This is a genomic window from Brevibacillus reuszeri, from assembly GCF_002897295.1.
In the GTDB taxonomy this organism is placed as follows: domain Bacteria; phylum Bacillota; class Bacilli; order Brevibacillales; family Brevibacillaceae; genus Brevibacillus; species Brevibacillus reuszeri_A.
The window spans coordinates 35,787-62,278 of sequence record NZ_BEXF01000002.1; the positions used below are offsets into that span (position 1 = coordinate 35,787).

Below are 26,492 nucleotides of genomic sequence, written 5' to 3' on the forward strand. Positions count from 1 at the left end.
AACGAGAGCGGACAGTTATTCTAGATCGCAAAGTAATTATCTCTATTTTAAGACTCTCAATTTCAAATTTCAAGCTCTAGGCTGCTTTACCTGACAGTTGTTCTTGTGGAGGGTACAAAAAAGGGGCATTTCCTTCGTCTTCTACCGACGATAGGACTGCCCCGATTCGTTTTTCTTTTTTGACTCTTAGCCCTTCAGGTTTTCCGGGTTCAAGCCTTGCAGCTCTGGCAAAACGAACAGACCGTCTTTGCGGATCAGTACATCATCAAACCAGATTTCGCCGCCACCGTACTCTGGACGCTGAATGTTAACCATATCCCAGTGGATTTGGCTACGGTTTGTGTTATCCGCATTTTCATAAGCGCGGCCAGGTGTGAAGTGGAAGCTTCCTGCGATTTTTTCGTCAAATAAAATGTCATTCATCGGATGTAGGATGTATGGATGTACGCCAATGGCAAACTCCCCGATATAGCGCGCTCCCTCATCCGTATCAAAGATTTGATTCAGCTTTTCTGTATTATTGGACGTCGCTTCGATAATTTTACCGTTTTCAAATGTCAGGCTGACGTTTTCAAATTTGGTACCCATGTAGCTTGTCGCTGTATTATACGTAATTTTGCCGTTAACCGAGTCGCGTACAGGTGCCGTAAAAATTTCCCCGTCCGGAATGTTGCGCAGCCCAGAGCAGATGACATTGGGAATATCTTTGATCGAGAAGGTCAGGTCTGTGCCCGGTCCAACCAATCGAACCTTATCCGTACGGTCCATCAGCTCTTTCAATGGCAAAAAGGCTTCATGCATTTTTTTGTAATCAAGGGAGCAGACATCAAAGTAAAAATCTTCAAATGCTTCAGAGGACATGTTCGCGCTTTGTGCCATCGCTGCGGTTGGATAGTTGAGCAGTGTCCAGCGAACATTGGAAATCAAATAATCATTTAGCTCCTGCACCACGCTTTGATGGGCGCGGCGACGCTCTACTGGAACATCCGACATCTCACTGTCATTGGCAGGCCCGTTGATAACGATAAGCGTATCCAAGTCCTTGTACATCGGCTCTTCCCATTTCACCAGATGCTCTGCACGCGCCTCGCTTGCTCCAAGCATCAGCTCACGGTTGATTGCTGGGTCGATAATTCGGACGAACGGATAAGCTCCCAGTGCATATGCCTGCTTCACAAGTTCCTTTGCCAACGCGTGACCTTCTCCGCGAACCTCGATCAACAGCGTTTCTTTTTCCTTCAAGCGAACCGAGTGGCTGAGCAGGTTTTCTGCCAGCTTGATGATTCGTGTATCCAACATACAATCTCCCCCGTCCCCAAATTGTTCAATATGTAAGCAAAGCTCCATCATGGTCAGTTCATGCAGTTTATAAAAAATATTTTACCGAATAGACTGACCTTTTTCAATTAGCGATTGAATTTGCATTGCCGTATCATTCAAGTCGGTTGCATCCAATTGATATTGAATTTCTTTGACATAATCATTCTGTTTATTTCCATAACGAGGATCGTAGTAATAGACCAGAAGCGAGGCAATCGCAGAGCGATAATCCTTTGCCCGTAGTGCCTCTCGCAGTAAGGCTGCCTGTTCTGTAGGCATTCGTCTCGCAATCGATGCATACGCGAGCTCTACCTTTTCTGCAAAATCGGATCGCCAGGAATAAGGAGTGACGTACTCGTCATAAATTCGTTGTACGCGCACCTCGAGAGGGGCTGTCAGTTGGATATGCACGGCTTGCTCCTTTGCCTGCATTAAAAAAGACGGCAAAATGGCATTTCCGATTCGTTTGCTCTCCGCTTCCATAACAAAAAAAGGAGCATCCTTGTATTTGCGCAGCGTTTCAAACAAGCGGGCATCAAACATCTTCTGATTAGCCGGCTTGCCTTTGCCGATATGCCCAAACACCGAGCCGCGATGACCTGCCATCCGCTCCAGATCAATGACTGGCACACCTTTGTTCTCCAGCCTTGCGAGTAGTTCTGTTTTTCCTACCCCCGTCATCCCATGCAATAAATAGACGGGTACTTGCAGCTCGTATGGCTCAATCGTTTCCAGCACATGCTGACGATAAGCCCGATAACCTCCCTGAAGACGTCTTACCCGCAAGCCGGAAAACGTTGCAAAGGTCGCCATCGCTCTGCTCCGCATTCCCCCGCGCCAGCAAAAAATCGTTGGCGGCTCTCCCTGCTCTTCTCCTCGCTGACGGATGGCCTGCATCAACGCATCCATTTTCGGGGAAACGATTTGCATGCCTAACCATTGGGCTGCAGCTTGTCCCTCCTGTTTGTACATCGTACCTACCTGGGCACGCTCCGAATCGCTAAACAGAGGGATATTGACGGCTCCGGGAATCGACTCCCGAGCAAATTCGCCAGGCGACCGGACATCTATTACATTCCCGTATCCTTTTACCAGCAGCTCTTCCACTGTTATCTCTTGCAATGTTTTGTCACCCTAACTTCTGTTATGCTAGATTTATTAATTTTACCATTATTCCTCAAACGGTAGGAGGTCATAACATGTCAGAGTCGATCAAGCTTACATCACTTACCACCAAAGGAGGCTGCGGCTGCAAGATTAGCCCAGAGGCCTTGTCCGCTGTCTTGAAAAAGCTTCCCGCTCCATCGGTACGCGATCCGCGCCTGCTAGTAGGAGTAGAGACCTCTGATGACGCTGGCGTCTTTCAATTGACGGAGGATCTGGCGATTGTGCAGACACTCGACTTTTTTACCCCGATTGTGGATGACCCTTATTGGTTTGGCCAGATCGCAGCTGCAAATGCAATCAGTGATGTTTTTGCAATGGGCGGCAAGCCAGTCACCGTGCTCAATATCGTCGGCTTTCCTATCTCCAAGCTGGACCCCTCTATCCTGACAGAAATCTTGCGAGGAGCAGCTGATAAAGTTGCAGAGGCTGGCGCCGTACTAGTTGGCGGTCACTCGATTGACGATCCTGAGCCAAAATTCGGGCTCTCTGTCACGGGCACCATCCACCCTTCCCGCGTTCTTACTAATGCGACAGCTAAGCCAGGAGATGTGCTCATTTTAACCAAGCCCATTGGCGTAGGCATTCAAACGACCGCGATCAAGCGCGATGCTTTGTCTGCTGAGCAAACGGAGCGAGTCATGACTGTGATGGCAACATTAAACAAGTATGCAGCAGAATGCATGGAGGCTTACCCGGTCAATGCATGTACGGATGTGACCGGCTTTGGGCTAATGGGTCATTCTCTCGAAATGGCAGAAGGCAGCAAGGTAGGTATCCGGATTTATGCGGATCAGATTCCGATCTTGCCTGGTACACGTGAGCTGGCAGAGCAAGGCATCATTCCCGGAGGAAGCAAGTCCAATTATCGCTGGGTCGCCGATCGCGTACGTTTTCCTGAGGAAATGGAGGAGCTTGATCGCATGATTTTATGCGACGCCATTACTTCGGGGGGACTTTTGATCAGCTTGCCTGCTGAAGAAGGCTATCGTCTGCTTGAGGAGCTTCATACACGCGGCATTAGCTGGGCAAAAGTCATTGGGGAAGTGGTAGCAGAGCACCCAGGAACGATTTCCGTCGTTTCCAAAAAACGGTGAAAATTTTTCTTGCAATTATTCTGTCATCTAGAGTATCCTAGTCAACAAGAGTTTATCTGTGAAAAAATTTTGAAGGACGGGAGTGTTGGTTCATGGTAATTGCTGTAGTTCTCTGCGCTTAGGTAGGGCCTTTTGTGAGGGGCTCTGCCTCTTACAACCCTATCGAAAGCTAGAAGCTGCAGGTTGCCTGAACCGCTTCCGTCTTTTCCCGATATGATGTGGGCGCCAGTTTTACGGGGTGTTGTCGGTTTTTTGTACCAAGAATCGCTTGGACATAGACCGTTTCTTTCGTTCTCCCGTTTTCCCGGCTATTTTCCCACCCTTTTCTATCGTTAGGTAAAGCGCAAGCGGAAGAGCATCGTCTCTCTCCCGTTTGCGCTTTTTTTATAGAGCATGAGCACGGCACCTGTCGGCGAAGAACCAAAATACGAATGGAGGAATACTTGTCATGCATTGGCGTTCATGGGATCTCAATTTAAAAGTACGTCTTTTCGGCGAATTGATCACCCATACTTTCTTTTGGATGTACTTTCCCTTTATGGCGCTCTACTTCAGCGATACATTCGGCAAAGACGTTGCTGGTCTCCTCCTGATGGTGCCACCGCTGCTCGGAATGCTTTCCAACCTGTTTGGCGGCTATCTCTCGGATAAAGTCGGGCGCAGATTCACGATGCTCCTGTCCTTATCGATGTCGACTGTGATGTTTGCCATATTTGCATTTTCCACCTCACCTTTGATGGACTATTTTGCTTTCATTGGAATCGGTATCGCGGGTGCCTTATACTGGCCTGCCAGCTCTGCGATGGTGGCGGATTTGACGACAGAAGAAGACCGCCGCATGGTTTTTGCTACGTTTTACACGGCGATGAACATCGGGGTAGTAGCAGGGCCTGTCCTGGGATCGTTTTTCTTTGTTCATTATCGCTTTGAATTATTGCTCGTCTGTACCATCATTGAATTCCTGTATTTATTCGCCATCTTCTTTTTAATCAAGGAAACCTTGCCTGAAGAAGTACGCCGTGAAAAAGCCAAGGAACGTTTTTCCCTGACTCAGCAATTCAAAAGCTATTCTGTCATTTTCCGCGATAAGGTTTTTGCCCTCTACATTCTCGCGGGAATATTGGTCGCGATCGGCTTTATGCAGCTTGATATATACATGGCCTTATACGTAAAAGAGCACGTCATGTCTCAGCCGTTGTTTTCCTGGGGCGATTGGAGCTTCTCTATCGGGGGAACGAGTGCGTTTGGCTGGCTCATGGGACTGAATGGTCTCTTGGTTGTCCTGTTTACATTGCCTGTTACGCAGTGGTTCCAGCATTGGAGCGACCGCAATAGCCTGGTGGTTTCATCTGTTCTGTACGGCTTCGGGATGTTCCTGATGGCCTTTACGACAAACATCTGGTTTTTGTTCGGCTGTATGGCAATTTTAACGCTTGGCGAGCTGATTCGTACCCCGGTTGCTCAAAGCTTTATTAGCAAATACTCGCCTGAAGATGCGCGCGGGCAATACATGGGAGCCTCGTCCCTGCAATTTTCGATTGGACGGTTCATTGCTCCGATGACAATCGGCTTATCGCAATGGCTATCTCCTCTTGGTGTGTTCGGGATCATTCTGGGCATCTCCCTACTCAGTGCGTATTTGTACATCATTTTGTTCCGCATGATACCCGCTCAGCAAGAAGGTTAATCTCTGACCTAGCAGGCCGGCCCTATAATAGGGGTCGGCTTTTTGGTACTAGAAAACTAAACCTAGCATAAAGTGAATACTAGCAGGCTGAATGATTTGCTAGGAGGTTTTCTCATGAACCAGCTACAGGCGTTTGCTACTTTCAGTCAATCAGGAGAGCACGTATACCGTACATCCACCTATATCCAATGGGGCACCAGCCCGCGTTCACTAGGCAGCTGCCTCTTGTTAAACCCCGGCTCGGCAACCCTTTTCCGGGAAAGACCAGCGCCTAATCACTCTATCATGGGCCAGATTACGCTCGATCCTACTATGCAGCAGCTGGTCAAGCTGGTCACAGAAATCTATCAAACTCACTCGCTGGATGGCAGGTTCACGATCTACAATTTGTTTGCGCTGCAAAACCCTCGATCCTCTGAGGCGATACCCGCTTTTGAAAGGCTCGTTGCGAGCGGAGTGGTCACTATCGAAGAACAGCTGATACCGACCCAAGAGCTACAGCAGCATCCGTGGATTTTACTCGGGTGGGGCTGCCTCACAAAAGCATCGTGGAAATCCCTCCCCCTGCTCAAACAAGCGTGGCTGCAACAAATTGCTGCGTCCGGCATCCCCTTTTTCGGAAAAAAATGCTCCAATGGCACAGACTACTATCATCCTTGCCCACAGCTGTACGCTACCCGCGATGCAATTTTACGGTATTTGGTCAATGAACATGCACTTTCTGTATTAAAGCAAGACAATGCTTCTTTTCGTTGATAAAAGAACACGGCTTGCCCGAGGCTACTCGGGTTTTCTTTTATTTGGAAAAACAAACCTTGAACAGGAACGTATGTTCTGATAAGATGGAATCATTAGATAGAGATTCCTTCATTACGGATAGAGAGAAACCTCGAACGGATGTGAGCGAAATGTCTGAGCAAATAAAAGCACCTCTGGTCAAGATTCAACCCTGGTCAGAAACAGATCTTCCCTTGCTGCAGCTTTTGAATGCCCCGGAGATGACAGAGCACTTGGGAGGACCTGAGACGGAGGAACAGATTGTCGCCCGGCACAGACGATATGTCGACACCTCTGGAAAAGAGACCGGTTGTATGTTCAGTGTCATCCTGCTGCCAGAGGCAATCTCCGTTGGCAGTGTCGGTTATTGGGACCGCATCTGGCAAGGCGAAACCGTATACGAGATTGGCTGGAGCATCCTGCCCGCCTTTCAGGGAAAAGGTATTGCTTCGGTAGCTGTAACAGAAATCATCACCCGTTGCCGTGCTGAGCAAAAACACAAATCCATCCATGCCTTTCCATCTGTTAACAATCCTGCCTCGAACGCGATTTGCCTCAAGCTGAGCTTTACGCTTGTCAACGAATGCGACTTTGAATATCCACCAGGAAGCATCATGAGATGCAACGATTGGCGCCTGGAGCTTGCCCCAGAGAGGTAGCCATGCAATCGATCGGGTAGGCTCTGCACAAAAAAAAGAGCCTGCTTCCCAATTAGGGAAAACAAGCTCTGCTCCACGCTTTTCAAAACGAGCTAAGGCATCTCATTGGCTTCAAAATAGTCATCCCGGTCAAAACGACCGCGCATCCATTTATACGTATCGTCATAAATAGCGCGCATGACCGAGTCTTTGCTATTCGCTGCCTCAATCAACGTCTTGGAGCCGTAATAGTATGCATGCACATTATTTTTATCCATTCCCAGCTTACGGGCTGCCACCAGCTGGTTGTAGTAAATCTGATAAAACTTCGGATCTTTGTACATCCGCTCGTCCCCTTCAATCTCTACACCCATGCCGTACTTGCTGACAACCTCAAGCACACCCTCGATACGATCGAGGCCAACTGGCTTGTCATTATAATAATTCGGCTGCAGGAAGGCATAGTCGAAATACAGGGACTTCCACTCTTCAACACCTGGCGCACCGAAATACGGAATCCAGTAAAAACGGAGCGCGTTGTCATGCACCATGCTAGCGGTACTGCGGATCAGCTCGCGTTCCTTCGGTGCACTATCATCGATAAGCTCGTGGAACCAGTAAATGCCCTCCAGCTTGAGGTACGCATAGCCTTCTTTGTTCCAACGCTTTTGCAGCTCCTGGAAGTACCATTCCAGAGCCTGCTTGCGATTCAAGTATGCCTGCTCCTCGCCAATCGTCGCAGCGTTGAACGAGAGCGACGGTTTATCCGGCGCCATTTTACCAAAATTAGTTTGATTGGCATTCGGATATGGCAGAGCGAGAACGACATTTTCCTGTGTTGGCGTCGTATACAGGGTTCCACGCAAACGATTGTACTCGCGCATCGCCTTGTTCAAGGCATCCAGCTGCTTGCCTGATCCAAACAGATCGTTCATGTAGCTTTGCCAGCCGTCCTTGGTGACAGGCATGTTTTGATAAGGTAAAAAGAGGATCGTGTCGAACATCTGATCACGCATGTAGCCATCCGCTGTTCGGTAGCCTACCATCGGCAAAAAGTCTTCCTTGGACCAGGTGCCGCGATCTCCGTATGACCCCGAATAAGCCAGAAGCATATTTTCTACGCGATTGCCTGCCTTTTTATCTTCCATCATCTGTGTTGGGCTTGGCGGTGGCAGTAAAACCGGTCCGCCTTCCCAATGATTGCTTGATTTTGCCCATACCTCAAGTTGACGGGCGAAAGTAAATACTTTTACCGGGAACGATACGCGTACATAACGGGTTTCTACATCAGGTAGCATTACGGTTAGCGTACGTTCTACAATCTTGGTTTCTGACTGAGCTACATCATGCAGAGATCTCCCAGCATAAGACCACGCCTTACCATCACGTGATACTTCTACATCCATGTACTCAGGCATTGTAATCCCTGATGATTTCTGATGCTTGAACGTCAGCGTGACCTTCTCCAACGGTTTTGCCTCAGCCAAAGCAACTGTCACCTTGCGTCCAAACTGACGGTTATACCCGGTCCAATCCTGAGAAGGGGTAACCAAACCACCTACAGGGCCAGGATATTGCTTTTCAATTTCACGGAAATAGGAGTCCGGCTGTCCAAATGTGTCCACTGACGTAAAGCTGCCAGGCGCCACGTTGATTAGCTCTTCCTGCTCTGCTGGCTCTGACGGCTCTCCTGGTTCTGACGGTTCAACAGGCTCAGATGGGTCCTTTGTCTCTTTGTCAGCTGCTGGGGTACTCTTCGTCTCGCTGCCCTCAGCTGTAGGCTTGCCAGCCTCGGTTGCTGGAGTAGGCGTTGTTGTAGCGGAGTCAGCTTTGACCTCGCCAACACCCGCTACTGGAGCAAGTGGCTTGTCCGCGGTTTTGATTTCTACAGGAACCGTCACGGTTTTGTAGCCCATGGTGACGGTGATGTTTCCTTTTCCTGGTGTAGGGCCGGCAACGAACGTACCATCCGCCAAAATTGTTCCGAGCTCTGGACGATCAAAAGCAAAAATCGGTGTAAAAGGAAGCTTGTCTCCCTGAACGCCTGTGACCTTTACCTGCTCGCTCGTTCCGGCAAAGACGCTCAAAGCCTGCGTATTCAAAGCAAAATTTGCCTGCTCTGCCTGCTGGTATCGCGCGTCCAATATACGTTCCGCGATGACCGCTGCATCGGCGCGTGTCACGATACCATTCGGATTAAACTTTCCACCGTTTCCCTGCATCCAGCGTTGATTGCTGACATCGCTGATTGCCTCTTTGGCGTAAGACGCGATCTCGTCCTCATCACTGTAGGAAACGTCACTTGTTGCCGGTGCTTTTTTTACGGCCCCCGCTTTCATCAAGCGAGAAAGCATGACAGCCAGCTCTTGCCGGGTTAATGGATCGGTAGAACCGAGTGTTTGATCGCTTCGACCATTCATTACCTTCATCTCACTGAGACCATATACATAAGTCGCATAAGGGCTTTCCAAAGGCACGTCATCAAATCGGGCTTCCTGCACACTATGCGGCTGCAGACCCATTACCTTTGTTAACAATACCGCGATATCTTGACGAGAGATGCTATTCTGCGGGTTAAATCGGTCATTACCCTGACCACTGATCAGATGAAGCGAAACCAGTCTGTTCACTGCATTGCGGGCGTAGCTGTTCTCGATATCGGAAAAAGCTAATGCCTCATTCACTGGCTTCGCCGTTTCTTCCACCTGCTTTTCTTGCCCGTCTGTGGCAGATACAAGCGGTGCGGTCTGGACAAGCAAAGTAGATAATGCCAAACAAGCTGCCAGCACCCTACTTCCAAATCGTTTCTTACTCATTGCTAATTTCTCCTCCAAAATGCCCTGCTTTCTCTTACTCGTTTACTTCGTTTGGGGAAGCCAATGGCTGGCGCGGCGGTTTTGGTCCAAAAAACTGATAGTAATCTACTTTCATGTTCCCGTTGTAAAGCTTGCGTTTTTTGCTTGCCGTACGCCCAAAGTGCTCTTCAAACAGCTCGTCTGAGGTAATGATGTAAAACGACCACGTATCCATCGCAGCAAACGTCTTACCCATTTCACCATACATGCGGCTTACCTGCTTCCACTCACCCAGTCGCTCACCATATGGAGGGTTACAGATTAAGTAGCCGTACTTTCGCTTCGTCCTCACATCGCGAACGTCCATGCGCTGGAAGTGAATCAAATCCTCGACGCCTGCTTCAGTGGCATTCAGACGTGCGATTTTTAAGATTTCATCGTCCATATCCGTACCGATTATCTCCAGCTTTTGATCGTAGCGGGCAAGATCGTGTGTTTCCGCGCGCGCTTCACGCCATGCTGTTTTCGGGATGACCGGCCAGCTCTCAGACACAAACTCCCTGTTCATCCCCGGTGCAATGTTTTGTCCGATGAGTGCTGCCTCGATCGGGATTGTCCCGGAACCACAGAATGGGTCCATGAATACCCGATCCGGTTTCCAGCGAGACAGCATGATCAGCGCTGCTGCCATCGTTTCCTTTAGCGGAGCGGTACCAATCAGCTCGCGGTACCCCCGTTTGTGCAAGCCAGGTCCGGACGTATCAATCGTCAAGGTTGCTACATCCTTGAGAAGAGCCACCTCGATTTTGTACAAAGGTCCCTGCTCCTCGAACCAATCCGTTTTGTACGTCTTTTTCAAGCTTTCTACTACTGCTTTTTTCACGATGGCTTGGCAATCAGATATGCTGTACAACGTGGACTTTACCGATTTGCCTTCCACGGGAAATGCTGCGTCTTCGGTAATCCAATCCGCCCAAGGCAGAGCCTTTGTCTTTTCAAACAGCTCGTCAAAGGTGGTCGCTTTGAACTCCCCAATCTTTAGACGCACGCGATCGGCAGTTCGTAACCATAAATTTGTACGCGGTATAGCAGAAATATCTGCAGTGAATGTAACCTTTCCATTTTCCACCTGAACAGGTCCATAGCCAAGAGCTTTTACTTCTTCAGCTACAACCGATTCCAATCCAAAAGTCGCCGTAGCGATCAATTCCACTTTTTGCATTATACGATCTCCTGTCCGTACCAAAATGCTTTGGGTCATACCCTTATACTATATTACCCGATTTGGGCGTGGGGTTGGTAATCTTGTCTATTTTAGAAACCTAAGAGAGCGAATCGATAGGCGACATCGGAGCCTAGCTGCACAACCAGGTAAAATGGAAAGGCCCTGTCCCCCTAACATGGAGAGCAGAGCCGGATGGCGTTTAAACGAACTGGAAACCCTATGTAAAAACACTACTGGGGAGGAAAACCATGCCCGAATTACCTGAAATGGAGACATACCGCCGCTTGCTGCAGGAACGCGTCGTTGGACGCACGATAACAGCCACCCTCGTACAACGAGAAAAGACGATTAATCTTGACCCGGCACAATTTGACCAGATCTTAGTTGGGAATCGGATCACACTCGTAGATCGCTGTGCGAAGCACTTGTTGTTCCATTTGGAAAGCGGACATATATTGCTGCTCCATCTGATGCTAGGCGGGTTTCTTTATTATGGTACGGTAGACGACAAGCTGGGACGAACTGCGCAAGTGACGCTGTCGTTTGGCCAGCCCATCCTATATTTCCACGGACTGCGCCTCGGCTATCTTCACTTGCTCACAGCCGGGCAGCTGGATGAGCGTCTTGACTCACTTGGTCCTGAGCCGTTGGATGCGGCCTTTACGCTTTCACGCTTCACCGAGCTACTCGAAGACAAAAGAGGCATCCTCAAAACGACGCTCGTTGACCAGCATTGGCTCTCGGGCATTGGAAATTGCTATTCCGACGAAATTTGCTTTGACGCCCAAATCCTGCCGACCAGACGCATCCCAGAGCTTACCCAAGAGGAGATCAAGCGTCTCTATTTCTCCATGCAAAAGGTTCTAAAAGAAGCAATTCAATACGGCGGCTATATGGAGCCACCTCTTTATCGTGACGATCACTTGACTGGTGGCTTCAATGACCGCTGCCGAGTGTACGACCGCGGGGGTGAGCCTTGCCTGCGTTGTGGACAGCCTATCATCCAAAGCAAGCTATCCTCGCGAAAGGTTTTCGCCTGTATCAACTGCCAGCACTAGATGACTGCCTCTTTTTCCATCTGTTTGCTCATGTATACCTGCTCCGTGCCGGACGAGGCAAAGCCCGCTTCTGCCAATAGCTCGAACAGCATTTCGTCAGAGGCTCGCAAATTGAACGTAGTCCGGCGACACGCCACTTCATTTGGGGCGTACAAGTAAGCCAGTGCAGTACGCAATATGTCTTTGGCATCGGCATGCGCTGGCTGCGCTGCACATTGTCGCAGGACAATCGCATTCAGCTTGCCCTCTTCGCTTAGCACGATTTTATACATCGCGTAGCCAACCGCCTGCCCCTCTTGATCCTCTACAATCAGAGCCTGGGCATCCCGTAAGCTTTGCCACTGATTTTGCCACGGCACATCTGAACGATAAAACGGCAATCCCGCTACCTCCTGCACGAGTGCTGCTCTCACCTGATAACGTCCATCTGCCTCTGTACCAAAAGCATGCTCATGAAGTGCATCTAACCGTTCCCAAAAGAGCAGACGATCCTCGAGCTTATATCCGAGCTGATCATACAGTGCGATGGCTTTTTCATTTTGACTGAGCGCCTCCAGAGTCGCTACATCTACTCCTGCTTCCCGGTAACGGTCGAGCGTCGCCTGAATCAGCAATCGTCCAACTCCCTTTCGTCGGTATTCAGTCGCCACGCCTGTCCCGCCGTTCCACGCCACTTTTTGGTTCCCGATCGTTCTCAGGCCACTAGCCACTAAACCTACTGGCTCTGCCCCATCAAAAGCGACTACTGACAAAGAAAGAACATAGCCCTCTGCCCCCAGGCGTTGGACGAGGCTCTCCTCCGTCATGGTAACGGGTAGAAAATAGCCCTCAAACCCTCTGTTCCACGCCTTCGTTACTTCTGCAAAGGTACATTCGCTCATCGACTTGATGGTAATCATAGTATCACCTTCCAATCTTTTGATAAAAATATTTTAATCGTTAAAAACTAAAAATTCAATCTTCCAAGAAGATTCCTTCGTGAACTTCTCAGTTGTGAGCAACTTCCGCTCCCCAACTGTCCCTTGTACGCCCTACATGATAAGATAGAAAAAATGATTACCCGGGAGGTACTATGCGCAAACAGCTTACGGTCGGTTCGCTCCTGCCTACTCGTCCATCCGTTCAAACAGCGAGTCCTGTTCCCGCATCCAAGGAGCCGGTACCCCAAACCCAAACCGCTTTTACCCGGTCAACTCCTCCTGTACGCCCTGGTAAAACGGATCTTAATCAGGTACAGGTCAAACAAAAAGGGCAGTCGTTCTCTGTTCGGTACGCTCCCTGTCAAACCCTTCTAGCCGCAGCCCTCGCGCAAGGCCAGAATATCGCCTACAAATGTCAGCAAGGCTCTTGCGGTAAATGCAGCGTGCAGGTGCTCCACGGAGACTTTTTGCTTGATGCTCCAGGAGTTCAGGAAAAAACAACGCTTGATAAAAAACTGGCTTCTGGCTATCGTCTCGCGTGCCAGAGCACATTTCGATCTACGAGAAGAATGTAAAAGGTGGCAGCAGCAATGAAACCTACACGAATCCTCTTGTTCGCTGGAGGCAATCTGGGAAGCTGGGCGCTTCGTGATATACAAAAAGATGACTGGTTAGTTGGTGTAGACCGGGGCTCCCTGTTTCTCGTCCGCAACGGTTTGACCCCGCATCTCTCCATCGGTGATTTTGATTCTGTCTCCGCTGAAGAAATGTCGGAAATCGAACGCCACAGTGAAGCTGTATCCTCCTGTGATCCCGTAATGAAGGATTTAACTGATACGGAAATGGCACTCACTTGGGCGATCGAGCAGCATCCTGAAGAAATTGTTCTCATCGGAGTTCTTGGCACTCGATTTGACCACACGCTAGCAAACGTTCATCTATTACAAAAAGGACTACAAGCACAAATCGACTGCCGCATAGTCGATGAGAAGAACGAAATCCGGCTGATTGACCGTGAGTGCACTATCGTTTCCGATCATTTTGCCAATGTCTCACTTCTGCCGCTCACTCCAGAGGTGACAGGCATTACCTTGACCGGTTTTTTATACCCGTTGGATAACGCCACCCTGCGTATTGGCGATACACTCGGCATCAGCAATGTCCTCTCTGCGGAAAAGGGCACGATCCAGATCAAATCCGGCAAGCTGCTCGTTATGAAAAGCAAAGACTAAGAAAAGATGGCTAAAAAGGATCTCTACGAACGACGAGAGATCCTTTTCCTATGTGTAAGTCTATATCCGTGCTTGTCAGCTTACTCCTCGACCTGAAGCGGCAGCTGCCAGTCAATTTCTGTGATGCCTTTGGAGCGCAAAAACTCGTTCGTCCGCGAAAATGGACGACTGCCAAAAAAGCCGCGGTTTGCCGAAAATGGACTTGGATGTGGTGACGCAATAATAAAATGCTTTGTCGTATCAATGAACGAAGCCTTTTCCTGGGCGTGCTTGCCCCACAGGATAAAAACGAGTGGCGTCTCACGTTCGTTCAATAGTGTAATTACCCGATCGGTAAACGTCTCCCATCCTAGACCCTTATGCGAGTTAGGATTGCCGCTCCGTACCGTCAATACAGTGTTTAGCATCATGACACCTTGCTCTGCCCAATGCGTCAAATAGCCATGCTCAGGAATCGTGCAGTTCAAATCACTCTGCAGCTCCTTGTAAATGTTTTGCAAAGAAGGTGGTGGCTTGATTCCCGGTTTGACCGAAAAGCTGAGACCATGTGCTTGCCCTGGCCCGTGGTAAGGATCTTGTCCCAAAATAACAACCTTGGCCTGCTCATAGCCTGTCAAATGCAATGCGGTAAAAATGTGATACATATCTGGATAGATCGTATGGGTTTGATACTCCTCTTTTAACGCTTGGCGCAGCTCTAAATAATATGGTTTTTCAAATTCCTCTGCCAATACAGGCGCCCAATCATTTTCCAATATGGCCATATTCCCTCACCTTGTCCATTTTGTCTTATCTCCTACCTTATCACAAAGCCGCACATCCCTAAACCAGGATTGTGTCCTGCAAGAAGTAGGACTTTCTGCTGTTGGATCCTAGCTTTTCTCCAAAGAATAGTCATAGCTTCCTAGTACCCTTGGTTGATAGCCCCCTTTGTCGATTTTTGACATAATATTTTCTGGGAAGATATAGAATAAGAAACGGGAGAGAGGTTTTTCTTTCAACGTGAAATGGGACCTGAAATCATTTATGGGGGGCATCATAGTAGGTTCGGTGCTATTTTCTGGTATCGCTATCGCTGCTCCAGCTTATCCAGATGTAACCGAAGGAATCAAGACGCCATTTACCTACTACTTTGATGGTGTACCGAAATCGCCATCTACCGAAGTAAAAGGCATTATGTACAAAAATTCTGTCTATGTACCTATTCGTTTCGTGGCAGAAAATTTGAACAAGCCTGTGATTTACGATCAAAAAACGAAGTCGATTTATATTGGAAAGCTGCCAGTCGCGAAGATGTATTCCAAGATGGAAGCGGTTGAGCTGGTCAAAAAGAAATTGGCAGGCAGCCTCACACCTGCACATGTTGTTGAGTACGATCATGATGACGAAAAAGGTCACTATGTCATTCAGGTGTACCAAACGATCGTGAACAATTTTCAATCTGGTGACAGCTACACTAGTACGTATGGCTGGTTTGTTGTAAATCCGAATACAGGTGAGATTAAGTCTTTACTCTAATCACGCACTTATTCTTCTTTGATTCATGAGCAGCGGCTGCTAGGGGCCGCTGCTTTTTATATTCCAATATACAGGCGAATTCAGTTGACAATGATAATCCATCTCACTACTATGAATAGGATGGTATCCACTAGAAAAAGAGGTGTATCGTTCATGCTGATGGAAATGAAAACGATCGTTGTTCAGGAAGGGTTTGCCGACAACATCATTAAAAAATTCAGTGATCCAGGCGTAGTCGAGGAAGCTCCCGGATTTGTAGATTTGAGCATCATGGTACAAAAAGCACGTAAAGGCGAAGAAGAAGTCGTGGTTATGATTCGTTGGGAATCCAAAGAAATGTGGAAGCAGTGGGAGCTTAGCGATCCGCACCTGGAGGGACACAGACAGTCACGGGGAAAACCGCGTCCTGATTACATCATCAGCTCCAAAAGCGGTCATTACGAGCTGAAAGCTGTTAAAGAGCCTCGTCCCATTTAAGCCCTCTGCCGAGATCTCTTTCGTTCAAAGAAAATAGCTGCAGGATAGGATGCGTAAAAAGCTCCTAGACTGCAGCTGTTGTTTGTTCATGATTCTACATTCTTGTTCTTCACCCTGTTATGAACAGTAAAAGATACCTTCGTCCCCGAGCCTGGCGTACTTGTAATATGCAGCCCTGTTCCAAAGTGTCGTTTTAATCGTTGATCCGTATTCCTTAATCCTACTCCTGATCTGCTATCAGCATTTCTTTCCCCTGTTCGCTGCAGCTGGTCTTCGTCCATTCCTACCCCGTCGTCTTCCACTGATATCTCTGCATGTTTTTCATAGACTGAAACCCTGATATGAATCTTTCCCCCACTTGTACGCTTCATTATGCCGTGTCTGATCGCATTTTCAACCAAAGGCTGGATCGTAAGAAATGGGATTTTTAATTCCTTGTAGTCGTCATCTATCTCCCAAACTACCTGGAGTCTTTCTTCGAATCGGACCTTTTCAATATACAGATACGAACGCACCAAGCTTAGCTCGTCTTCAATCGGAACAAACGCATCCATATTTTGAAACTCGAATTTATTCCTCAAATAATTACTGAATTCATCAAGTAAATTACGCATCTTATCCAAATCGATTTCACTTAAAGCGACGACAGCTTGTAAGGCGTTGAATAAAAAATGAGGCTGAATTTGCGCTTGTAGCCAAGCGGCTTCTAATCGTAATTGCTTGCGAACAACTTGTTTGATCGTAGTGAGCACATCAATCCGCGACCTTATTTCGATTGCTTCCACTGGCTTGGTCACATAATCGTTTGCTCCAGCTAAAAAGCCGCTTTGAATATCCTTTGGTTGGCTTCTCGCGGTAAGGAGCAGAATCGGTAGCTCTGTAAGTGTAAACCGTGTACGAATGATACGTGTCAGCTCATAGCCAGACATCTGTGGCATCATAATATCAGAGATGACGAGATCCCATTCCTTCGTATCCAGTATAGCCAGTGCTTCTTTGCCGCTCGTGACCATTGTTAGGTCAAATTCGTCTGATGGCAGTATGGCTTCGAGCACTTGCAGGTTGACAGGATCATCATCTACTATTAAAATCCGCGGGCGATCGCGATTTTCTATTAACGTTTTTTGTTCCACTGCTGATGTGATTGCTACTTCTTTCAAACCGCTCTGCACTGGCATCGGTTGCAAGGCTATCCTTTCAAATTGGGTAGAAGCATCTTGTTCTTCTTCCTCTGCTTTCCTATCTGCTAGTGCTAACGAAAATTGAAATTCTGAGCCTTTCCCCAAAACCGAGGATACCTCTAAGCTACCTCCATGAAGCTCAACAAGTTGTTTGCTAATACTTAAACCTAGCCCAAATCCACCTTCTATCATGGTCTCACTAGAGCTGGCTTGCTCATAGGGACGGAACAGGCGCTTCAGCATGTCCTCGTCTATTCCAACTCCGGTGTCTGCAATCACAATAAAAGCTCTTCCATCTGTTGCAAAAGCTCGAATCGTAATTTTCCCTTCATTTGTGAATTTCACAGCATTATGAACGAGATTGAAAACGATCTGTATGACCCTATTCTCATCCGCAAGCACTGGAGGAAAATCCTCAGAAATCTCATTTACAATCTCAACAGGCTTCACATCCGTGTAAAATCGCAGCAAATCAAGTACTCCGGTCACGATCGGCTGAATCAAAGTGACTTTTTTCTGTAAACGCGGATTGCCTTCCTGTAAGCTCATTACATCGATCAAATCATTTAAAATCAATGTTAGCCGGCGTCCGACAGATAAAACCGTTTCCAGCTCCTTGATACTCCGATCCTGTAGCAAGTGCCGTTCCCTTTTTAAAACAGACTGTGACATGTTCAGAATGCCGTGGAGCGGATTTTTGAATTCATGGGAAGTATTCGCCAAAAATTGATCCTTATGGTCATTCATCCTTTGCAAGGTAGCAGCAAGTGTCTTTGTGTTCGCATGCATTTTAAAATAATCATGAAACCATACAGACGCAAAACTCCCCATCGCAATAATCAGATCAAAAGGATAGTGGACAAAACTCAAACCACTTTCTCTCCAGATGATGGACCAAAGTAAATGGTGACTTATCGCAACAATAGAAAAAAGCAGTAAAAGATGGCTCTTTAGATCCTTCATTACTTTTTTTAAGATGGTAATAATCGTAATCACTACGGAGATACTCACCAGCAGGAAATACACGGGAAAGAGCATAATCACCTGATAGGGAGCTAAAAACAGCGTAATGCCGGCCGTTCCTAAATTCATTGCAGCATAATAGGTATGTATCCTTCTCCAATAAGGTAGTTCACGATGCTCCGTACATTCCAGCAAAGCATAGGCTCCGATAATGAGAGCAGCATTTGCTAACCGAAAATCCCAATTATAGCCGATGTAAAATAGCTGATGGAACAGCTTCTCATCATTACTTAATACATTCGTAAGTGTTACGCAGAGTGTCAGCAAAGAAAAATAGAGCAGCTTCTTTTCCCTATTTCCTAGTAAATACAAAATAAGCGCATAGACAGAATGCATGAGAAAGATGACAGCTGCCAGAAGCTGCATAGAAACAGAGACCTTCATTTCCTTTGCAATCGCTTCCTCTGAGCCAAATTTAATCGAGCGAACGATGCCGCTGCCTCGACTATCTATATAATTGGCCGCCTGAATCACCAGCTCAATTACGCCGTTTTCGTCTGCTGTAAAGGTTGTCGAATAAGGCAGGTTCTTTGCCAAATATTCATCCTGCGTTGTTCCTACCCGCCCTGATTTAGCAAGCAAACGACCATTTACATATAATTCTGATGCTGTGCGCACGCTCGGTACACGAATACTATAATTGAGGTCATTTTCTGGATTTACATAGAGTCGCAAGCGATAGGAACCAAACCCGTATGGAGTTGGCTTTTCAAGAGACAACGCTTCATTCCATCCTCCGGGTACTTGGATCAGCTTTGGAGCATTCTCGCTTGATTCCTTTTGCCGCCTGCCACCATCCATCAGCCATTGCGAGGGATAAAACTCCCATTCTCCATCGAGCAGAAAGATGTCTCCCTCACCTGCATTCCAATCACGCAAATCGAGTTGCCCATTCTTAATAACCGCCTGTTTTTGATCACGAAATAATTCCATCCACAACATGCGCGAGCTAGATAAAATGACTACGAGTAACCCCAGCAATAATAGAATATGGCTCTTTTTCATTTGGAATTTTGGCGAATTATTGGCCAAAAAGTTCTCCTCTCAAATTCTAATTCCCTAAAATATACAACAGTTACAGTTGCAAGGGAACGTAAAAACGGACTACTAGGGATAATTTACTGCATGATTTTGGAAGATTACCCTGTCATATGGTCAAAAGCAAACAAGCCACACCTCGGCTTAGACCGAAGTATGGCTTGCGTTTTACACCAATCCGTATTTTTCCATCTTCCTGTAAAGCGTCGAAAGACTGATTTGCAGCTTCTCTGCAATCGCTGCCTTGTCCTGACCCAAGTATGGATCAGCAAAGCACTGCTCCAAAATCGATTTTTCGTACGCATACATCCGCTGCTCTAGCCCTTGGACCTGTGCCTCTTCGCACCCCTCATCTATTCCAGGCCGACAGTCCAGATGAAGATATTCTGGCAAATCCTCACTCGTAATCGTCGCTTCATCAGACATATTGACCATATATTCCACTGCATTTTCCAATTGGCGAATGTTTCCCGGCCATGCGTACGCACAAAGCCGCTTGGACAGTAGTGCATCCAGCTCCAGCCCGCCCTTTTGCAGCAAAGTGCGATACCGATATAGAAAATGATGCAAATATAGCGGGATATCCTCCCTGCGCTCACGCAACGGCTTCAACCGAAGCGGGATGACATTCAGGCGGTAATACAAATCCTCGCGAAATGTGCCTTCTCGTACCATGCTCTCCAAATCGCGATGAGTAGCAGCAATCACGCGTACATCAATATCCAGCGTTTTGATGCCCCCTACCCGGTCGACGGTCTTTTCCTGGAGAACACGCAGCAGCTTAGGCTGTAGGGACAGCGGAATATCCCCTACTTCATCCAAAAAAATCGTTCCTTTGTGTGCGAGCTCAAACTTTCCCGGCTTTCCTTCACGCCTGGAGCCCGTAAAAGCCCCGCCCTCATACCCAAACAATTCGCTTTCCAGCAGTGTTTCAGGGATCGCCGCACAGTTGATGGCAACAAACGGATACCGGCTGCGCTGACCTTCACTGTGAATCGCCTTTGCCAACAGCTCCTTGCCCGTTCCGCTTTCACCGCGAATGAGGACGGTCGATATGCTGTTGGTGATCTTTTTGGCCTTGGCAATCACATCGCGCAGTCCTGTCTCCGCTCCGATTAGCTGAGCAAAATAAACCGGATTCGCAGTTGCGGGAGGCATCTCTTCCTGTATATTACAGCCTTTTTCGAGCTCTGCATCCAGCTCCAGCAGCTTGTGCTCAATAAGTGAGCTCGTATGCTGCAAAAAAGGCATCCATTTTTCCGAGTTATGAAGCATGCTTTCTTTTTGCTCAGGAGAAAAAGCAATAATCCCGATCACTCCGACCGTTTTCTCGCGCTTGTGTACGGGAAAGCCGATCGTCGCCAGTTCCCGGCATTGCTGCAAAAACTTGCAGTTCATGCATTGAGACTCATCCTTTTTCATATCGAAAATCATACCCGGCTGCCCGGTTTGCAAAATCATGCGAAAGAACGAGCCCTCCGGAGCAGGCAAGCCAATCAAATCCTGATAGTAGCCGGTTCCACTGACGCGAATCCCCTGCTCATCGAGGATGGTGACGTCCAATCCCAGCACTTTGGAAATATTGTCTGCGTACGATTGAATGAATCCCTCAATCCGGGAAAATTGTGTCATGACATATCCTCCTGCGCCACGTTCCTTACTCCCTGTTCGCTGTTGCCATCATCGGGATAACAGCAAGCGCCTGCCCTAAATCCGCGATAATGTCTTGTGCATCCTCCAAGCCTGTTGAAAAACGAATCAAGCCATCCGTAATGTTAAACTTCAATCTCTCCTCTGTCGGGATCGAAGCATGTGTCATAGAGGCTGGATGCTGCACAAGCGTTTCGGGGTCTCCTAAACTAAACGATATCATAGCCAGACGTAGGGCGTTAATGAAAGATTTGGCTGCCTCATAACCACCCTTCACCTCAAAGGAGACAATTCCTCCCATTCCCCCCATTTGCCGCTTGGCCAGCTCGTGCTGCGGATGGGATGCAAGTCCAGGGTAGTACACATGAGAAATCGCTGGATGACTTTCTAAAAAGCGCGCCACTGCCTCGGCATTTTGACAATGCTGTCTGACACGGAGCCCCAGAGTCTTTAGTCCGCGCAGGATTAAAAAAGCATCCCAAGCGTTGAGATTCTGCCCTAAATCTCCCATGATGTGCTTGCGCATGAACTGGATGTGCTCGTTCTTTCCTACAATAAATCCCGCAATTACGTCACCATGCCCATTAATGTATTTGGTGGCGCTGTGTACCACTACGTCAGCTCCAAGCTCCAGTGGACGCTGCAAATATGGCGTCATAAAGGTATTGTCTACGATGACCCGGATGTCATGTTTATGTGCGAGCTTGGACAGAGCTGCAATATCAAGCACAGTCAAGCAAGGGTTGGAAGGCGTCTCGATATAGAGCACCTTGGTATTCGGCAGAAAAGCGCGTTCGACCGCTTGTAAGTCCGTACAATCCACGAAATCGGCAGAAATGCCGTAGCGCGGGGCAAGCGAGGTCAAAAACTTGTAGCTGCCTCCGTATACATCACGCGTGCATACGACATGATCGCCGTTCTGCAAAAAGGCAAGCATCGCTCCCGAAATAGCTGCCATACCGCTGCTCACGCCAAGCGCGGCCTCCCCGTTTTCCAAAGCTGCTATCTTTTCTTCCAATGTCGCGATGGTTGGATTCCCGTATCTTCCGTAGTACGTGCCTTCCCTCTCTCCCGCTACGCAAGCAGCTGCTGAATCGGCATCAGGAAAAGCATAGGCAACTGCTGGGACAACTGCTGATACGACTGCCCCCGTTTTTGGACATGGAGTCTGTGCAGTATGAATAATGGCGGTATCTATTCTCCAAGCTTCGTTTCTCATCGTCGTCTCTCCCTTGCTCTCGGCTCTTTGTTTATTGCTCTAGCAAGGAGCGTGCCAGCTCAAAAAGCCAGTCGCACCGCGAAAATGTCCCCTGCTTTTCAGAAGCTTTTCGCAAGGATGCGAATTTTTTACATGTAAACACCGAAAAAAGCCGTCGGATTGCCCTACGACTTTTTTCATTCTTGCGAGAGATTTTTGCAGCTTGGCGAAACGTTACACGAGCATTCCGCCACCGCTTTGTCTGTACTTCAAAATACCTTCTGCAGCGCGGTAAGAGAGCGCACCCATTGTTCCGGTTGGATTGTATCCGCTATTGTGCGGGAAAGCAGATGCCCCTACTACGAATACATTTTCCGCATCCCACATTTGCAAGTAGTTATTGACCGCAGAGGTATCCGGTGACGTGCCCATGATGACGCCGCCAGTATTATGTGTCGACTGGTACGGCGTAATATCATAGGGTCCGAGCTTGCGATTGATTTCAAGCTTTTCGGCTGCACCCATCTCCTTGACGATCTCCCCACACCTGTCTGCACAATAAGCAGCCAGCTGTCTGTCTTGCTCCTCAAAGTCAAATGTAATCCGCATCAATGGATCTCCAAACGCATCCTTGTAGGTTGGGTCGAGATCGAGGAAGTGATGGCGATAAGGCATGCAAGCGCCTTGTGCCCCTACGGACAAAATCCGGTTTGCGTACTTGATCGAGGCAGCTTTAAACTCTTTTCCCCAGCTTGGCGTACCCTCTGGAACCTTATTGTTGGCAATCGGGCGCTGGCCAGTTTGGGATAAGCTAATGTTTGCCCCGTGAATAAAATTCAAGTCCTTGTGATCAAAGTTGTCTCCGTTGAAATCATCCAGGCAAATTCCGAGTGCGCCTGCCCCTGCATAGTTATTAAACTCCTTGTTGTCAAAAAAACCGACTGCGCCGCCTCGGATGACCTGATAGGCGTAGTTTTTGCCGATAACACCTTTACCTGTAGCCGGATCATACGGCTTACCCAAGTTGGACATGAGCAAAAGACGTGTGTTGTTGAATACGTAGCTGGTCATTACGACGATATCAGCAGGCTGCTCGATTTCTTCACCCGTAGTGACATCTGTGTACAGCACACCTGTCGCCTTTTTCCCAGTATGTAAGATGCGCCGAACATGTGAATGCGTGCGAATTTCAAATTTCCCTGTCTTTTTGGCTACGGGTATGACGGTTACGACAGGATCTGCCTTTGCTCCGTATTCACAGCCAAACCGTTCACAATAGCCGCAATACTGGCAAGCCGCCCGCGCTACGCCATCTGGATTGGTATAGGCCTGCGACAGATTGGCAGATGGCATCATGTACGGATGCAGACTCTTCTTTTTGGTTGCTTCGGCAAACATTTTCATGCTCGGTGTGCTTTTCATCGGCGGAGTCGGGTATGGACTAGAGCGTTTGCCACCCAATGGGTTCTCCTCGCCAGCAATCCCTGCCATTTTTTCAAATTTGTCAAAGTACGGCTCCAGTTGATCGTACGTAATACCCCAGTCCTGAATTGTCATGCCGTCAGGAATTTTCTTTTCCCCGTAGCGCTCCACCGTTTTGCTGCGAATCTCGAAGTCGTAGGGCAAAAAACGGAAGGTCTGACCGTTCCAGTGCACGCCTGATCCGCCTAGCCCCGTTCCAAACAGGAAGGAACCATACGAGCGCATCGGGAGTGCGCGGACGCTTGTCTTACTGCGAAACGTAATGGTTTCCTTAGACAAATCCTGCATCATTTCATAGCGCAGTGCGTAGCGTAGCTCATCATGCACCATAAAGTAGTCCTCGGTTTTACGCTCCTTGCCACGCTCCAATCCAACGACCGTCAATCCCTGTTTTGTTAGCTCGGAGGCAATAATACCGCCTCCCCAGCCAACACCTACTATCACTACGTCCACTTTGGGCAATTTTTTCGCCATGACTATCGTATCCCCTTATTAATGTTGATGATCTCGCAAACTCAAAGGTGCCATTTTGACGAACTCGTCCTTTTCGATCACCTGTGTATAGGCCATCTGGTTGCCGGGGTAATTTTTCATTTTCCAACCATCCATATTCTTGTTTCCACCGTACAGCGGGTCGGAGTAAACTCCTTCCAGCGTGCTGGCACGAAGCATTTTAAAAAATGCACTCGCGGAGATCGTGGTCAGCTTCACTTCATCGGTTTCAAATGCTTTTAATACCGCATCTTGCTGTTCTGCCGCCAGCTCATGGAACCGTTTTTGCTGTGTACTGTTGCTGTAGTTGTTCAATTCCTGAATGCCAATATCAAAGATTTCTCTTCGTTTTAAGCGCCCCTGATACCCTTGTGTTGCCTCTCCGGGAAAAAAGGGTCCTTGCATGTAGTCACGAGCGTTGAAGCCCCAATCACCTGCTAGCTGGTGATCAATGAAATAGGCAGCCCCAAGTGTTTTTGCTCCCGGTCCGATTTCATCCTCAGGAAAAATTCGTTCGCAGGCAGCCTCAACCACCTTGAACTGTTCTGGAGAAAAGTACATCAGTGCCTGATTGTAATCAGCAGTTGGAGCCGGTGTCGCCCCTGGCTGTTGTGGTGCTGCCGGTTTACGAAGCAGACTACCAGCCACACCTCCCACGACCAGACCGCCCAACACCATTCCGGTGTTTTTCAAGAAGTTTCTCCGTGATACTGGTTGCTCATGTCTTTCGTTAGATTGTGCCAACACTACCACCTCCAGTTTTCATCTATCCTTTGTTTTGCGCTTTTTTTCGACAGACTAACCGCATTTTCTAGAAATTTTCCCAACAAGCTCCAAGCATACGGTTCTGACGTTCGACAAAGGATAGTTCTAGGTGGAAAGAAAATCTTGGAGGGATACCATGAAACTCGGAAAATGGATGGGTACTACAGGACTCGGTCTCGCTCTTCTCGTAACAGCCTGCACGAACCAGGCAGCGCCAGCGCCCCAGCACCCTGCACGTACACAGACAATGCACCCTGCTGCACATGGAGATACCGTCATTCCTAGTGTGGATCGCGACAAGAAGCTGACAACCAATTCACATGGCACCACTTACAGTGGCATGGGACACGGTTTATACAGCTCGATGGGCAGCTCGCATTTGCATACTGGTGGTCCATCGACCAAGCTCGAGGCTCAGTTGAACGCAGCAGGCGTACACGGTGTACAAGCTCTGATCGTCAATGATGTCATTTTCCTCACGCCATCGACAGCTAAAAGTCAATCCATCAACCAAATGGACCCGATGCAAGCCCATCTCATCAGTAACTTTGCAGGCAGCTCAAATCGAGGCCACGAGCCTTCGGATGGAACTCCTGGAGCCCCCGGGGCAGGTCATGGTACAGCTGGCACACTCGGAACAAGTGACCAGGGCGCTACCTTTACTCAAGCAAAGGCACAGGTAGAGCGTATGTATGGCACGGATGCCGAAGTACATGTGGTTACCTCCAAAAGAGGAATAGACGCTTTGGAAAAGGTTAAGAAGGACATGCGAGCAAAGAAGCATGACAAGACGACTGCTGCCGAATTGGACAAGCTATTCCGTGAAGCCAAGCGCTAATCGTTCCATGCCTTCTGTACAAAAAAAGGGACAAGCATCGAAGCTTGTCCCTCATTTGTTTAGAAATCGAATTATTTCTTCCAGCGTCTCGTGTGGATTTGTCATCATGAGCAAATGCTGCGAACCGGAGATGGTTTTTACTTTTGCCTGTGGAACTGCTGCTCGATACCTAGCAGCTGCATCTTGGTAAAACCTCCGCTCCTCCTCGTCTGGCAAAAGCATTTCGTCAGCAAGCAGCAATAACACAGGGCAAGTCAATTGCCTGAAAAGCTGCTCTGTGCTATGTGCCGTATATTCGTGAAAATAGGCCGCAAACGCCGCTTTCGGCAGTCGATACCGATAGCTGTCTTCCTCTGTTTGCACTAACTCTTCTTTCATCCAGCCAGCCGGCATCCAGTGTGCGCTGTATCGGTCAGCAAATTGATGCTCCGCATTCTCGACAGAAGCAAACCGGGTTGCATCCAATCTGGAAACCACACTGTCCAAATCAAACCCTGGTACCTCTCCCAAGGAATAATAGCCCCCGTCCAGCAAAATCAGACTGGAAACGCGGTGCGGCTCACGAACAGCCAGCATCTGTGCCGGAACCGCTGCAAACGAGGCAGCGACTACCGTAGCCTGTTCCAGCTTTTCTGCATCCAGTAAGCAAACGAGATCGTTTACGATTTGCTCGAACGTAAACGGCTCCACCGCAACAGAACCACCATGCCCGCGCAGATCCACAGCAATTACCCGGTATTTCGTTGAGAGCTCAGGAATGATCCCGGCAAAAAGCTGTTTCGTATTGCGAATCGCGTGTAGCAGTAAAAGGGCCGGAGCATCAGGCGCCCCGACCACTCCGTATTCGAGAATACCCGATCCTATTTGTAACCGTTTGATACGTTCAAACATGTTTTGATTCATCCTTCTCTCTCCTT

At 48.3% G+C, this 26,492-nt stretch carries 22 protein-coding genes; 10 read left to right on the forward strand and 12 right to left on the reverse strand.

The features are described 5' to 3' along the window. Nucleotides 1-186: 186 nt before the first annotated feature. Complete coding sequence (locus tag C3B52_RS03335) at nt 187-1,299, reverse strand: aminopeptidase (RefSeq protein ID WP_103104687.1); 1,113 nt, start codon at nt 1,297-1,299, stop codon at nt 187-189. An 81-nt stretch (nt 1,300-1,380) separates the two neighbouring features. Further along, nucleotides 1,381-2,442, reverse strand: coding sequence for a tRNA 2-selenouridine(34) synthase MnmH (gene mnmH, locus C3B52_RS03340; protein WP_103104688.1), 1,062 nt, complete (start codon nt 2,440-2,442; stop codon nt 1,381-1,383). A 77-nt stretch (nt 2,443-2,519) separates the two neighbouring features. Between mnmH and selD the strand changes: the two genes are divergently transcribed. From selD to C3B52_RS03360, 4 genes are all read left to right on the forward strand, one after another. Then, entirely contained in the window at nt 2,520-3,581 is a 1,062-nt protein-coding gene (gene selD, locus C3B52_RS03345; protein WP_103104689.1) for a selenide, water dikinase SelD, read from the forward strand. Between the two features lie 448 nt (nt 3,582-4,029). Beyond that, nucleotides 4,030-5,268, forward strand: coding sequence for an MDR family MFS transporter (locus tag C3B52_RS03350; RefSeq protein WP_103104690.1), 1,239 nt, complete (start codon nt 4,030-4,032; stop codon nt 5,266-5,268). Between the two features lie 114 nt (nt 5,269-5,382). Next, on the forward strand, nt 5,383-6,024 hold the full coding sequence (locus C3B52_RS03355) for a hypothetical protein (protein ID WP_103104691.1): 642 nt from the start codon (nt 5,383-5,385) through the stop codon (nt 6,022-6,024). Nucleotides 6,025-6,176: 152 nt separating this feature from the next. Then, the gene (locus C3B52_RS03360) at nt 6,177-6,704 is read left to right on the forward strand and encodes a GNAT family N-acetyltransferase (RefSeq protein ID WP_103104692.1); all 528 of its coding nucleotides are present in this window, start codon (nt 6,177-6,179) and stop codon (nt 6,702-6,704) included. A 92-nt stretch (nt 6,705-6,796) separates the two neighbouring features. On the opposite strand, the gene C3B52_RS03365 is transcribed toward C3B52_RS03360, so the two are convergent. Then, nucleotides 6,797-9,499, reverse strand: coding sequence for a DUF4855 domain-containing protein (locus C3B52_RS03365; protein WP_103104693.1), 2,703 nt, complete (start codon nt 9,497-9,499; stop codon nt 6,797-6,799). 34 nt (nt 9,500-9,533) lie between these two features. Further along, nucleotides 9,534-10,700 (reverse strand): THUMP domain-containing class I SAM-dependent RNA methyltransferase, encoded by a 1,167-nt coding sequence (locus C3B52_RS03370; protein WP_103104694.1) that lies wholly within the window; start codon nt 10,698-10,700, stop codon nt 9,534-9,536. Between the two features lie 251 nt (nt 10,701-10,951). Here C3B52_RS03370 and C3B52_RS03375 point away from each other — a divergent pair, with 251 nt between their 5' ends. Then, on the forward strand, nt 10,952-11,761 hold the full coding sequence (locus C3B52_RS03375; RefSeq protein WP_103104695.1) for an Fpg/Nei family DNA glycosylase: 810 nt from the start codon (nt 10,952-10,954) through the stop codon (nt 11,759-11,761). On the opposite strand, the gene C3B52_RS03380 is transcribed toward C3B52_RS03375, so the two are convergent. After that, on the reverse strand, nt 11,758-12,660 hold the full coding sequence (locus C3B52_RS03380; protein ID WP_103104696.1) for a GNAT family N-acetyltransferase: 903 nt from the start codon (nt 12,658-12,660) through the stop codon (nt 11,758-11,760). The two genes, C3B52_RS03375 and C3B52_RS03380, sit on opposite strands and share 4 nt — an antisense overlap. A 173-nt stretch (nt 12,661-12,833) precedes the next feature. On the opposite strand from C3B52_RS03380, the gene C3B52_RS03385 reads away from it, so the two are divergent. Both C3B52_RS03385 and C3B52_RS03390 read left to right on the forward strand, forming a co-directional pair. Continuing rightward, nucleotides 12,834-13,256 carry a 2Fe-2S iron-sulfur cluster-binding protein gene (locus C3B52_RS03385; protein WP_103104697.1) on the forward strand — a complete coding sequence of 141 codons (423 nt, stop codon included), beginning with the start codon at nt 12,834-12,836 and terminating at the stop codon, nt 13,254-13,256. Nucleotides 13,257-13,271: 15 nt separating this feature from the next. Then, nucleotides 13,272-13,913: a thiamine diphosphokinase gene (locus tag C3B52_RS03390; RefSeq protein WP_103104698.1), complete on the forward strand. Its 642-nt coding sequence runs from the start codon at nt 13,272-13,274 to the stop codon at nt 13,911-13,913. An 80-nt stretch (nt 13,914-13,993) separates the two neighbouring features. Here the strand turns inward: C3B52_RS03390 and C3B52_RS03395 are convergent, their stop codons facing one another. Continuing rightward, complete coding sequence (locus C3B52_RS03395) at nt 13,994-14,677, reverse strand: uracil-DNA glycosylase (RefSeq protein WP_103104699.1); 684 nt, start codon at nt 14,675-14,677, stop codon at nt 13,994-13,996. Nucleotides 14,678-14,915: 238 nt separating this feature from the next. On the opposite strand from C3B52_RS03395, the gene C3B52_RS03400 reads away from it, so the two are divergent. Together C3B52_RS03400 and C3B52_RS03405 are read left to right on the forward strand one after the other, a co-directional pair. Next, entirely contained in the window at nt 14,916-15,431 is a 516-nt protein-coding gene (locus C3B52_RS03400; protein WP_103104700.1) for a stalk domain-containing protein, read from the forward strand. Between the two features lie 153 nt (nt 15,432-15,584). Then, nucleotides 15,585-15,908, forward strand: a complete 324-nt coding sequence (locus C3B52_RS03405) for an antibiotic biosynthesis monooxygenase (RefSeq protein WP_103104701.1) — start codon at nt 15,585-15,587, stop codon at nt 15,906-15,908. Nucleotides 15,909-15,994: 86 nt separating this feature from the next. On the opposite strand, the gene C3B52_RS03410 is transcribed toward C3B52_RS03405, so the two are convergent. The 5 genes from C3B52_RS03410 to C3B52_RS03430 all read right to left on the reverse strand — a co-directional run bounded on the left by C3B52_RS03410 (nt 15,995) and on the right by C3B52_RS03430 (nt 24,716). Further along, nucleotides 15,995-19,117 (reverse strand): ATP-binding response regulator, encoded by a 3,123-nt coding sequence (locus tag C3B52_RS03410; RefSeq protein ID WP_235615591.1) that lies wholly within the window; start codon nt 19,115-19,117, stop codon nt 15,995-15,997. A gap of 201 nt (nt 19,118-19,318) precedes the next feature. Further along, on the reverse strand, nt 19,319-20,782 hold the full coding sequence (locus tag C3B52_RS03415; protein WP_103104703.1) for a sigma-54 interaction domain-containing protein: 1,464 nt from the start codon (nt 20,780-20,782) through the stop codon (nt 19,319-19,321). 25 nt (nt 20,783-20,807) lie between these two features. Continuing rightward, nucleotides 20,808-22,019, reverse strand: coding sequence for a trans-sulfuration enzyme family protein (locus C3B52_RS03420; protein WP_103104704.1), 1,212 nt, complete (start codon nt 22,017-22,019; stop codon nt 20,808-20,810). A gap of 213 nt (nt 22,020-22,232) precedes the next feature. Next, complete coding sequence (locus C3B52_RS03425) at nt 22,233-23,954, reverse strand: GMC family oxidoreductase (protein ID WP_103104705.1); 1,722 nt, start codon at nt 23,952-23,954, stop codon at nt 22,233-22,235. Between the two features lie 18 nt (nt 23,955-23,972). Continuing rightward, entirely contained in the window at nt 23,973-24,716 is a 744-nt protein-coding gene (locus C3B52_RS03430) for a gluconate 2-dehydrogenase subunit 3 family protein (RefSeq protein WP_123058843.1), read from the reverse strand. Between the two features lie 157 nt (nt 24,717-24,873). Between C3B52_RS03430 and C3B52_RS03435 the strand changes: the two genes are divergently transcribed. Further along, nucleotides 24,874-25,575 carry a hypothetical protein gene (locus C3B52_RS03435; RefSeq protein WP_103104706.1) on the forward strand — a complete coding sequence of 234 codons (702 nt, stop codon included), beginning with the start codon at nt 24,874-24,876 and terminating at the stop codon, nt 25,573-25,575. A 51-nt stretch (nt 25,576-25,626) separates the two neighbouring features. On the opposite strand, the gene C3B52_RS03440 is transcribed toward C3B52_RS03435, so the two are convergent. Continuing rightward, nucleotides 25,627-26,478 carry an alpha/beta fold hydrolase gene (locus C3B52_RS03440; RefSeq protein ID WP_103104707.1) on the reverse strand — a complete coding sequence of 284 codons (852 nt, stop codon included), beginning with the start codon at nt 26,476-26,478 and terminating at the stop codon, nt 25,627-25,629. Nucleotides 26,479-26,492 lie beyond the last annotated feature (14 nt).

Excerpts from the sequence above, each read along its gene's own strand:
- C3B52_RS03335 (WP_103104687.1), bottom strand. The coding sequence starts at position 1,299 with ATGTTGGATACACGAATCATCAAGCTGGCAGAAAACCTGCTCAGCCAC.
- selD (WP_103104689.1), top strand. The coding sequence starts at position 2,520 with ATGTCAGAGTCGATCAAGCTTACATCACTTACCACCAAAGGAGGCTGC.
- C3B52_RS03350 (WP_103104690.1), top strand. The coding sequence starts at position 4,030 with ATGCATTGGCGTTCATGGGATCTCAATTTAAAAGTACGTCTTTTCGGC.
- C3B52_RS03355 (WP_103104691.1), top strand. The coding sequence starts at position 5,383 with ATGAACCAGCTACAGGCGTTTGCTACTTTCAGTCAATCAGGAGAGCAC.
- C3B52_RS03360 (WP_103104692.1), top strand. The coding sequence starts at position 6,177 with ATGTCTGAGCAAATAAAAGCACCTCTGGTCAAGATTCAACCCTGGTCA.
- C3B52_RS03365 (WP_103104693.1), bottom strand. The coding sequence starts at position 9,499 with ATGAGTAAGAAACGATTTGGAAGTAGGGTGCTGGCAGCTTGTTTGGCA.
- C3B52_RS03370 (WP_103104694.1), bottom strand. The coding sequence starts at position 10,700 with ATGCAAAAAGTGGAATTGATCGCTACGGCGACTTTTGGATTGGAATCG.
- C3B52_RS03375 (WP_103104695.1), top strand. The coding sequence starts at position 10,952 with ATGCCCGAATTACCTGAAATGGAGACATACCGCCGCTTGCTGCAGGAA.
- C3B52_RS03380 (WP_103104696.1), bottom strand. The coding sequence starts at position 12,660 with ATGATTACCATCAAGTCGATGAGCGAATGTACCTTTGCAGAAGTAACG.
- C3B52_RS03385 (WP_103104697.1), top strand. The coding sequence starts at position 12,834 with ATGCGCAAACAGCTTACGGTCGGTTCGCTCCTGCCTACTCGTCCATCC.
- C3B52_RS03390 (WP_103104698.1), top strand. The coding sequence starts at position 13,272 with ATGAAACCTACACGAATCCTCTTGTTCGCTGGAGGCAATCTGGGAAGC.
- C3B52_RS03395 (WP_103104699.1), bottom strand. The coding sequence starts at position 14,677 with ATGGCCATATTGGAAAATGATTGGGCGCCTGTATTGGCAGAGGAATTT.
- C3B52_RS03405 (WP_103104701.1), top strand. The coding sequence starts at position 15,585 with ATGCTGATGGAAATGAAAACGATCGTTGTTCAGGAAGGGTTTGCCGAC.
- C3B52_RS03410 (WP_235615591.1), bottom strand. The coding sequence starts at position 19,117 with ATGAAAAAGAGCCATATTCTATTATTGCTGGGGTTACTCGTAGTCATT.
- C3B52_RS03415 (WP_103104703.1), bottom strand. The coding sequence starts at position 20,782 with ATGACACAATTTTCCCGGATTGAGGGATTCATTCAATCGTACGCAGAC.
- C3B52_RS03420 (WP_103104704.1), bottom strand. The coding sequence starts at position 22,019 with ATGAGAAACGAAGCTTGGAGAATAGATACCGCCATTATTCATACTGCA.
- C3B52_RS03425 (WP_103104705.1), bottom strand. The coding sequence starts at position 23,954 with ATGGCGAAAAAATTGCCCAAAGTGGACGTAGTGATAGTAGGTGTTGGC.
- C3B52_RS03435 (WP_103104706.1), top strand. The coding sequence starts at position 24,874 with ATGAAACTCGGAAAATGGATGGGTACTACAGGACTCGGTCTCGCTCTT.
- C3B52_RS03440 (WP_103104707.1), bottom strand. The coding sequence starts at position 26,478 with ATGAATCAAAACATGTTTGAACGTATCAAACGGTTACAAATAGGATCG.